We start from the raw sequence: 9549 nt of genomic DNA on the forward strand, positions 1-9549 counted from the left end.
ATTCGTTGCTCAGTGGAATGTTTCGGGACGGATTTCGTCCTCTAGAATGCGGAAAGCCTCGTAAAGGGCCTCAACCAGGATATCCGTCAATTTTTCAGCCTCATTTTCCTGCAGGAAAAGGGCGAGCGTCTGCTCGGACGGTTGACCGAAGGTCGTGTTTTCGTTCGACATTTCATAGTCCTCAAGCTGAACCCGGAATCATTCCGGACGAGGGTGACCGTAGGACCGCTGCCTTGCGCCTGGCTTGAGTTTAACCAGTCCGGCACATGACTGCCTCGCCGATCCGCGAGACTGTGTCAATTCGGGAAACGCCGGATCTCTCCATTTGTTCATTTCCATGACGCTCTCGCGGTTGACGCTTCAGCGTTGCAGGCTATAAAGCCGGTGTCGAAGGAAGAGTGTCCGAGTGGTTTAAGGAACCGGTCTTGAAAACCGGCGTGCGGGAAACCGTACCGTGGGTTCGAATCCCACCTCTTCCGCCACAAGCTTCACCGAGGCTCCGCTGACAGGCTCAGATAGGTCGGATCGAACTCAGCCACATCCTTCAATTTTTCCCAATCCAGGATGGTGATCGTCTGGCTGGCCCAGGAGATCAGGCCGTGGCGGCGTAGCGTCTGGATGACGCGGTTCATGTGGACGAGCGACAGGCCAAGCACGTCGGCCATTTCGCCCTGGGAAAGCGGAAAATAGAAGCTCCAGCCATTCGTCTTGTGGACGCATCTGAGGCGTACGAAAAGTTCGCAGATGATGTGGGCGAGGTGGGAAGCCTTGGAGCGCCTGCCCATGGCGACGATCCAGGCGCGGTGGATCGAGCCGTGCACCAGAGTATCGAGCCACAGCATGCGGGTGAGGTGGGGATATTGTTCCGTCACGCGCTTCAGTTCGCCGTGGTCCGCGAAGGCGACATGACAGGGGGAGAGGGCGATGACACCGTGATCCATGGTCTTCAGAAGGAAGGCGTGCAGATCGACGAAATCGCCTGAAATGTGGAGTGCGGTGATCTGCCTTGTACCTTCCGCAGTCAGCTTGTAGCGCGCGGTAAAGCCGTCAATGACGAGGCTGCTGTAAGGCGGTCGAGACCCCTCCACGACCAGATCCTCGCCCGCTGCGAAACGTTTCTCCTTCACCATCATCTTGCGTAGAACGCCGCGCTCTTCGTCAGACAGGGTGTCGTGTTGTTCAAGATTGAGAAAAAGCGGTTCGATCACGGCGGTCCCCGGCAGCTTCGATCCCAAGGATCGTTGGTCGATGCAAGGTTCGCGACTGGTGAACCTCGCTGCTGGAACAAAATCCATGAATGCCAATTTGGTTGCAGTATCTCAAGACGATAGGCATGAAATGGCACGGTATTTTTTCGATCTTTTCAACGGAGACGGCCCGGTTGCGGATGAGCAGGGCCAGGAATTGACATCCCGCGACGCCATAAGCCGGGAGGTCAGCCGAATCCTGGCGGATATCGCCCGCGAGGAACTGCCGGGCCGCGGCAAGGGGATAATTTCGATCGAGGTAAGGGACGAGAGCGGCCAACCTGTATTCACAGGTAGCCTGTCCTTCCAGAGCCGTTGGCACGACGGCAACCAATGAGTTGCAGTAACGACACTCGGAGAAATGTTTATTATGTGGTTTCCAAATGATCTATATTAACTATCCATTAACCATATCAAATAGAATTTTAACTATCCACAAAATACCGTTCGCATTTTCGCCACGTTACTAGCAAAAGTCTAAGTCCGTTGGTTCGACGCATAGGGGTATGTATCGAGCCGGTTCAATATGACTGCGGCGGTCGAGGATGGAACGAGAACCATCCGATCCCGTCGGGTCAAAGACGGTATGGGACGGACGTGTTGAGTTTGAGTGGCGGCAAACTTTCGCTGGGCGCGAAATGGCTTGGAATTACAGTTGTCTGTGCCGGAATGGCATCCTGTGCAACGACGGAAGCTCCGAAGCCGAGCAAGCCTCGCAGCAAGGAATATTTCTCCGAAAAGGAATATGGCGTCAAAGCCAGCCCCCGTGTGGTGGGCGATGGGCAGGCCGTGCCGAAGGGCGGCGGCCGCTTCATGGTCGGCCAGCCGTATGAGGTCAAAGGCAAGACCTACGTGCCGAAGGAAGACCCGAACTATAACAAGAGCGGTCTTGCGTCGTGGTATGGTTCCGCCTTCCATGGTCGCCTGACCGCCAATGGCGAAGTCTATGACAGTGCTTCTCTGACTGCAGCCCATCCGACGTTCCCCCTTCCGAGTTATGCACGGGTGACGAATATGGATACCGGCTCGTCGGTCATCGTGCGCGTCAACGACCGCGGTCCCTATCATCCGGGGCGCATTCTCGATGTCTCCGAAAAAACTGCCGAGATGATCGATATCAAGCGGCTGGGAACCGGTCGCGTGAATGTGCAATATGTCGGCCGCGCCCGCATGGACGGCAACGACACGCCGTTCCTGATGGCATCCTATATCCGCAAGGGTGACCGCCTGCCGTCCGTTCGTCCGGAAGGGCAGATCGCAACCGGTGTGATGGTGGCATCGAACCAGCCGTTCGGCGATCAGTTGCAGAGCTATCGTTCGGCGCTGCCGCAGCCGATCGCCCCGGCGCGCGCTACTCCGAACGCTGTCAATTCCGCCAGGCCGCAGGTTGCCGCGGCAAAGCCTGTCCCAGCTGCAGCGCCGGTCTATGTCGCCGCCACGTCGCCCGCCGCACCACGTTCAAGCGATCGTCCGGTGGTCAGCGAAGCTCGCCAGCCGGTCAAGGTTGCAAGCGCGGCTGGTTATCCGACCGAACCGCAGCGTCAGGCGAAACAGGCACCCGTTCAGCAGCCGGTACAGGCTGTATCCGGCATCCGCCCGATCGAGCCCCAGGCCCGCCAGCCGCAGCCGGAATTCACCGCGACTGCCTATGCAGGCCAGCCGCGCTCGAAGGAGCCGGTCGTGATGTTCGGCAATATGGTGCTGCAGAACCCGGCACCCGGTCAAAAGCCCGTGCGTTGAGTGTTGCGGTAATTGCTTGCCGCAACCGCCACTGCTACGCTCATGGCTGAACCGGTCTACGAGGTGACGATGCGGCGTCTCTTGCTTCTTCTCTGCGTGATGCTTTTTGCGGCGTCAGCGACATTTCACACGACAGAAGCACAGGAGCCGCCACCAGCTTTCGCCACCAAGGCGAAGCAGGTCTTCATGATCGAAGCGAAGACCGGTACGGTGCTTCTGGCCTCCAACGAAAACCAGGTTTTTCCGCCCGCTTCGCTCGCCAAGCTGATGACCATGGAAGTGGTGTTCAGCGCCCTGAGGCGAGGCGAAATCAGTCTCGACACGACCTATCCCGTTAGTGAGAACGCCTGGCGCCGCGGCGGCGCTCCGTCCGGTACGACGACGATGTTCGCGGCACTGAAATCTCAGGTCCGCATCGAAGATCTCGTCAAGGGCGTCGTGGTCCAGAACGGCAATGATGCCTGTATCGTGCTGGCCGAGGGGATTTCCCGTACGGAGGGCGAATTTGCCGCGCGCATGTCGGCCCGTGCCAAGGATATCGGGCTCGACCGGTCCATCTTCGGCAATTCCACCGGCCTGCCGGATGCCGAAAGTCGCACCACAGCCCGCGACCTTGTCGAACTGGCACGGCATATCTACCGCGAATATCCGCAGTTCTATCCGATCTATGCCCAGCCGGATTTTCAGTGGAACAAGATCTTTCAGCGCAACAAGAACCCGCTGATGGGCCTGAATATCGGCGTTGACGGATTGGGCGCCGGCTTTGCCGAAGGCTCGGGTTATGCGCTGGTCGCCTCTATTCAACGAAACGGCACGCGACTTTTCCTCGCCATGGGTGGCCTGGCCAATGACAAGGAGCGGATGGACGAGGCCCGCAAGGTTCTCGAATGGGGGCTTTCGGCCTTCCAGACGAAGCTTCTGTTCAAGCAAGGCGAGGTGATCGGCCAGGCCAGCGTCTATGGCGGCACGTCGCGTTATGTCGATCTGGTCGCCAAGGAGCCGGTCGATATCTATCTTCCGGCCAACAATCCGGACCGGCTTTCGGGCCGTATCGTCTATCGCTGGCCGTTGCGGGCGCCGGTGAAGGAAGGCCAGGATGTCGGTGTGCTCAGGATTTCCGCCGGCGAACGCGTCGTGCGCGAAGTGCCGCTGGTGACGGCGCAGCCGATCGAGGTCGGCGGATTGACGAGCCGGGCAACCGATGCGCTGTTCGAACTGATGTTCTTCTGGCTTTGATGTTTACCGCTTGTTTCGCAGCGCACCCTTATACGATATAAGTTGATACAAATGAGTGCGGAAACACGCGTGGCAGAACATTCCGGATTGTTCGTGACTTTCGAAGGCGGCGAGGGGGCTGGCAAATCGACCCAGATTCGCCGGCTGGCGGATCAGTTGCGCCGTCGCGGCCACGACGTGCTGGTGACGCGCGAGCCTGGTGGTTCGCCCGGTGCGGAAGCAGTTCGCCATGTGCTTCTGTCGGGAGCCGCCGAAGAATTCGGCGTGCGCATGGAGGCGATCCTATTTGCCGCCGCCCGCAACGACCACGTGGAAGAGGTGATCCGTCCGGCGCTGGAAACCGGCGCCATCGTGCTTTGTGATCGCTTCATCGATTCGTCCCGCGTCTATCAGGGTGTGACCGGCAATCTGGAGCCCGACTATATCGAGGCACTGCAGAGGATCGCGATCGACGGCATAAAGCCGGACTGCACGCTGATCCTCGACCTGCCGGCCGAAATCGGCCTGAAGCGTGCCAAGAAGCGCGCGGCGGACAATGCGCCGGACCGTTTTGAGCGGGAGGAAATCCAGACGCATGAGAAGCGGCGCGAGGCCTATCTGGAGATCGCCGAGAACGAGCCGGAACGCTGTCGGGTCGTGAACGCCGAACGCTCCGAGGATGAAATCGCCGACGAGATTTTTGCGCTCATCGAACCCATGGTCCGGGAACTTGGTTTCACCCAGACAAGCAGCGCGGAATCGGTCGGATGAGCGAAGAGACGCCCGGCATTCTGGACGGCGCCTTGCCGCCGGCCCGCAATCCGCATCTCTACGGTCATCAGGCCGCGGAGGATTTTCTGGCGCGCAGCTACCAGTCCGGTAAAGCGCATCACGCGATCCTGATCGAGGGGCCGGAAGGCATCGGCAAGGCGACGCTGGCATTCCGTTTCGCCAACCATGTGCTGACCCATCCCGATCCGGCAAACGCGCCGGATCATCTTGCCGATCCCGATCTCGATTCATCCGTCAGCCGGCAGATCGCCTCCGGCGCCTCGCATAATCTTCTGCATCTGGCGCGGCCGGTGGATGACAAGACCGGCAAGGTCAAGACGGCGATCACCGTCGACGAGGTGAGGCGGGCAGGGCATTTCTTCTCGCAGACGTCCGGTACCGGTAACTGGCGCATCGTCATCATCGATCCGGCCGACGACTTGAACCGCAATGCCGCGAACGCCATCCTGAAAATCCTGGAAGAACCGCCACGTCGTGCGCTGTTCCTCGTGCTCTCGCATGCGCCGGGGAAACTGTTGCCGACCATCCGCTCCCGCTGCCAGCCACTAAAACTGTCACCGCTTGGTGATGCCGACATGGCTAAGGCTCTGGCTGGCCTCGGCATGCCGCTCGATGGCGGCAAGACACAAGAAACAGTTCTTTCGATGGGCAAGGGCAGTGTTTCCCAGGCGCTCAAGCTCCTCAATTACGGTGGGACTGAAATCATCGCGGCCTTCGACGATGTGATCGCGGCGGAAGGACCGGCGGCGCGCAAGGCGATGCACCGGCTGGCGGACGTGCTGTCCGGCAAGGAAAGCGACGTGATCTTCGGTTTCTTTCTGGAGCACCTGAGCGACCATCTTGTCGCACGGGCGAGGGAGGCCGCACTGGCCGGTGACCTGTTCACCGCCGACCGCCAGGCAAAGCTCGTCAGCGATATTACCGAAAAGATCACCGTCGCCCAGGCCTATAATCTGGACAAGAAGCAGACGATCATCTCCATTCTCGAAGCTGCCCGCCGCTGAAACGCAGCGTGCCTTGGGGCTTTCAGGAAACCAACATCCGGAACTTTGTGTTTCGCATCAGCGAAACATGCGCTAAGAGCGCTCAGCACAATCCGTGCCGGACAAGTTCTCCTCATCCAGTCCCGAGTGCCAAGATGCCGAACAAGACGCCCTATTACATCACCACCGCGATTTCCTATCCTAATGGCAAGCCGCATATCGGCCATGCCTATGAGTTGATCGCGACGGATGCCATGGCGCGCTTTCAGCGTCTCGACGGCAGGGATGTCTTCTTCCTGACCGGCACGGACGAACACGGCCAGAAGATGCAGCAGACGGCGCGCGCCGAGGGCATTACGCCGGAAGCGCTGGCGGAGCGCAATTCCGGTGAATTCCGCGGCATGGGCAAGCTGTTGAACGCGTCGAACGACGACTTCATCCGCACCACCGAAGAACGCCATCACGAAGCGTCCAGAGATATCTGGAACCGCATGGCGGATGCCGGCGATATCTACAAGGACACCTATGCCGGCTGGTATTCGGTGCGCGACGAGGCCTATTACGCCGAGGACGAAACCACGGTGCGCGATGGCGTGCGCTACGGGCCGCAGAACACGCCGGTCGAATGGGTAGAAGAATCCAGCTATTTCTTCAAGCTGTCGGAATATGGCGACAAGCTTCTGAAGCACTATGAGGAAAACCCGGATTTCATCGGCCCGAACGAGCGCCGCAACGAAGTGATCTCCTTCGTGAAATCCGGCCTGCGCGATCTGTCGGTATCGCGTACCACGTTTGACTGGGGTATCAAGGTACCGAACGATCCGGCGCATGTCATGTATGTCTGGGTCGATGCGCTGACCAACTACATTACCGCCACCGGTTATATGGAAGACAAGAACGGCCCGCGCGCCAAATACTGGCCGGCGGACGTGCATATCATCGGCAAGGACATTATCCGCTTCCACGCCGTCTACTGGCCAGCCTTCTTGATGTCGGCCGGCCTGCCATTGCCGAAGCGCGTCTTCGCGCATGGCTTCGTGCTGAACAACGGCGAGAAAATGTCGAAATCGCTCGGCAATGTCGTCGATCCGTTCGAGATCATCGAGAAATTCGGCCTCGATTACGTACGCTATTACCTCTGCCGCGAAATCTCGTTCGGCCAGGACGGCAATTGTAACGACCAGCTGATCGCGACCCGCGTCAATGCGGACCTCGCCAACGGTATCGGCAACCTTGCCAGCCGTTCCATTTCGATGGTCGCCAAGAATCTTGACGGCGTAGTCCCGGAACCGGGCGAACTGACTGAGGAAGACAAGGCGCTGCTGGCGCTTGCCGACGGAATGCTTGAAACCTGCCGGGATGAGATGAGCAGGCAGGGGATCAGCAAGGCACTCGCAGCTGTCATCGCCGTCGTCTCCGAGACGGATCGATATTTCGCGGCGCAGGCTCCTTGGGCGCTGAAGAAGACGGGTGATATCGAGCGTATGGGCACGGTGCTTTACGTAACCGTCGAGGTCGTGCGGCAGATCGCCATACTGCTGCAACCGTTCATGCCGGATTCGTCCACCAAGCTGCTCGATCTCGTCAAGGCATCGCCTGACGCTCGCGATTTCACGGCGCTTGGTGAGGCCGGGCGCCTGAAGCCGGGCATCGTGCTGGAAGCGCCGACGCCGGTCTTCCCGCGTTACGTGGCTCCGGAAGCGTAAGGCTTCGTCATGCTGATCGATACGCACTGCCACCTGGATTTCGCCGACTTCACGGAAGAGCGCGACGCGATCATCGCCCGCGCTCACGAGGCCGGTGTCAAGCAGATGGTCACCATCTCCACCCGGGTTCGCAAGCTGGATGGGCTGCTGGCGATCACGGAAGCCTATCCGTCCGTCTTCTGCTCGGTCGGCACGCATCCGAACAATGCCGGCGAAGAGCTGGATATCCAGACCGAAGACCTGGTGCGGCTTGCCAATGCGCATGACAAGATCGTCGCGATCGGCGAGGCGGGTCTCGACTATTTCTACGATACGCAGACACCGGCCGACCAGAAGACCGGCCTGATCCGCCATATCGCGGCAGCGCGCGAAACCGGCCTGCCGCTGGTCATTCACAGCCGCGCGGCCGATGACGACATGATCGAGATACTGACCACGGAAAGCGGGAAGGGGGCCTTCCCCTTCATTCTGCATTGCTTCTCGTCGGGTGCAGAACTGGCGCGCGTCGGTGTCGAGCTTGGCGGATATGTTTCCTTCTCCGGCATCCTGACCTTCCCGAAATCGGAAGAACTGCGCGATATCGCCAGGACGGTGCCGCTGGACCGTCTTCTGGTCGAGACGGATGCGCCTTACCTTGCGCCGAAACGCTGGCGCGGCAAGCGCAACGAGCCGTCCTATGTGGTCAACACCGCCGAAGTTCTGGCCGAATGCAAGGCCGTGAGCTACGAGGAAATGGCACGGATCACCACGGAAAACGCATTCTGCATCTTTTCGAAGATGCCGAGGGTCTGAGCGGTGGCGACATACCGGCGGCGCTTCACCATTCTAGGCTGCTCGTCGTCTCCGGGCGTGCCGCGGCCGCATGGTGACTGGGGCGCCTGCGATCCCGCCAATCCGAAGAACCGACGCACCCGCGCCGCCTTCATGGTGGAGCAGATCGGCCCGGAAGGCAGTACGGTCGTGGTGGTCGATACCGGCCCGGATTTCCGCCAGCAGATGATTGCCGCCAACGTGCAGCGGCTCGATGCGGTGCTCTATACCCATGCGCATGCCGACCATCTGCACGGCATTGACGATATCCGCACATATTTCATGCTGCAGCGGCATCGCATTCCGATCTACGCCGAACCTTTCACTATGGAGCGCATACGCCAGGGTTTCGGTTATTGCCTGGAAACGCCGGCCGGCGGCAATTATCCGCCGATCGCGCGACCGCATCTGATCGAGACGATGGATGCGCCGATCGTCATCGACGGCCCGGGCGGTGCCATCGACTTCTGGCCGCATCTGCAGGTCCATGGCGATATCATATCGCTCGGCTTCCGGATCGGCGACGTGGCCTATTGCAGCGACGTCAGCGATTTTCCGCCCGAGACGATCGGTAAGCTTACCGGGCTCGACATCCTGATCATCGACACGCTGCAATACAAATTCCATCCGAGCCATCTGTCGCTCGAACAGGCGCTTGGCTGGATCGGACGCTTGACGCCGAAGCGCGCCATCCTGACCCATATGCATACGCCGCTCGACTACGAGACGGTGATGCGTGAGACGCCAGCGCATGTGGAGCCGGCATTCGACGGGATGAGCTTCGAATTGGACGTGGAGCTATAAGCTGCCATCGTACGGATGTACGAATTCCTCGATGGCGGAAAGGCAAACAAGCAGCCGAAAGGCCGGCATTTCAGAGCTTTCGCCATATCATTTAGTTCCATAATCTATCTTATCTGATCTTGATATGTAGCCGCAAAGTTAGAATGTCCTGTTTCTGCAAAGTTGGAATGTCACACTCCCCGGGTCTGAATGATGCCTGGGAGTTTGCAGATGGGATTGATAGCGATGAGCGAGCGCGATCTGCGGCGGATC

General features: G+C 59.5%; 10 protein-coding genes and 1 tRNA gene. 9 read left to right on the plus strand and 2 right to left on the minus strand.

Annotated features, from left to right (window positions below; genetic code table 11):
* Positions 1–9: 9 nt before the first annotated feature.
* Entirely contained in the window at positions 10–171 is a 162-nt protein-coding gene (locus KX729_RS25330) for a hypothetical protein (protein ID WP_219745266.1), read from the minus strand.
* A 221-nt stretch (positions 172–392) separates the two neighbouring features.
* Between KX729_RS25330 and KX729_RS25335 the strand changes: the two genes are divergently transcribed.
* Positions 393–482: transfer RNA gene (locus KX729_RS25335), tRNA-Ser, on the plus strand.
* A 6-nt stretch (positions 483–488) separates the two neighbouring features.
* Here KX729_RS25335 and KX729_RS25340 read toward each other — a convergent pair.
* A complete protein-coding gene (locus tag KX729_RS25340) occupies positions 489–1208 on the minus strand; it encodes a Crp/Fnr family transcriptional regulator (RefSeq protein WP_219745267.1) in 720 nt (239 codons plus the stop codon).
* Positions 1209–1293: 85 nt separating this feature from the next.
* Between KX729_RS25340 and KX729_RS25345 the strand changes: the two genes are divergently transcribed.
* From KX729_RS25345 to KX729_RS25380, 8 genes are all read left to right on the plus strand, one after another.
* Positions 1294–1584, plus strand: a complete 291-nt coding sequence (locus KX729_RS25345; RefSeq protein WP_512699457.1) for a DUF6894 family protein — start codon at positions 1294–1296, stop codon at positions 1582–1584.
* Positions 1585–1847: 263 nt separating this feature from the next.
* Entirely contained in the window at positions 1848–2987 is a 1140-nt protein-coding gene (locus KX729_RS25350) for a septal ring lytic transglycosylase RlpA family protein (RefSeq protein ID WP_376776066.1), read from the plus strand.
* Positions 2988–3029: 42 nt separating this feature from the next.
* Complete coding sequence (locus tag KX729_RS25355; RefSeq protein ID WP_376776063.1) at positions 3030–4223, plus strand: D-alanyl-D-alanine carboxypeptidase family protein; 1194 nt, start codon at positions 3030–3032, stop codon at positions 4221–4223.
* A 51-nt stretch (positions 4224–4274) separates the two neighbouring features.
* On the plus strand, positions 4275–4973 hold the full coding sequence (tmk, locus tag KX729_RS25360) for a dTMP kinase (protein WP_246617844.1): 699 nt from the start codon (positions 4275–4277) through the stop codon (positions 4971–4973).
* The gene (locus tag KX729_RS25365; RefSeq protein WP_219745270.1) at positions 4970–5998 is read left to right on the plus strand and encodes a DNA polymerase III subunit delta'; all 1029 of its coding nucleotides are present in this window, start codon (positions 4970–4972) and stop codon (positions 5996–5998) included. The genes tmk and KX729_RS25365 overlap by 4 nt, the downstream gene beginning before the upstream one ends.
* Before the next feature lie 134 nt (positions 5999–6132).
* Positions 6133–7683: a methionine--tRNA ligase gene (metG, locus tag KX729_RS25370; protein ID WP_219745271.1), complete on the plus strand. Its 1551-nt coding sequence runs from the start codon at positions 6133–6135 to the stop codon at positions 7681–7683.
* A 9-nt stretch (positions 7684–7692) separates the two neighbouring features.
* Complete coding sequence (locus tag KX729_RS25375) at positions 7693–8475, plus strand: TatD family hydrolase (RefSeq protein WP_219745272.1); 783 nt, start codon at positions 7693–7695, stop codon at positions 8473–8475.
* Positions 8476–8478: 3 nt separating this feature from the next.
* The gene (locus KX729_RS25380; protein WP_219745273.1) at positions 8479–9297 is read left to right on the plus strand and encodes an MBL fold metallo-hydrolase; all 819 of its coding nucleotides are present in this window, start codon (positions 8479–8481) and stop codon (positions 9295–9297) included.
* Positions 9298–9549 lie beyond the last annotated feature (252 nt).

Source organism: Neorhizobium populisoli (genome assembly GCF_019430945.1).
Lineage (GTDB): Bacteria > Pseudomonadota > Alphaproteobacteria > Rhizobiales > Rhizobiaceae > Neorhizobium > Neorhizobium populisoli.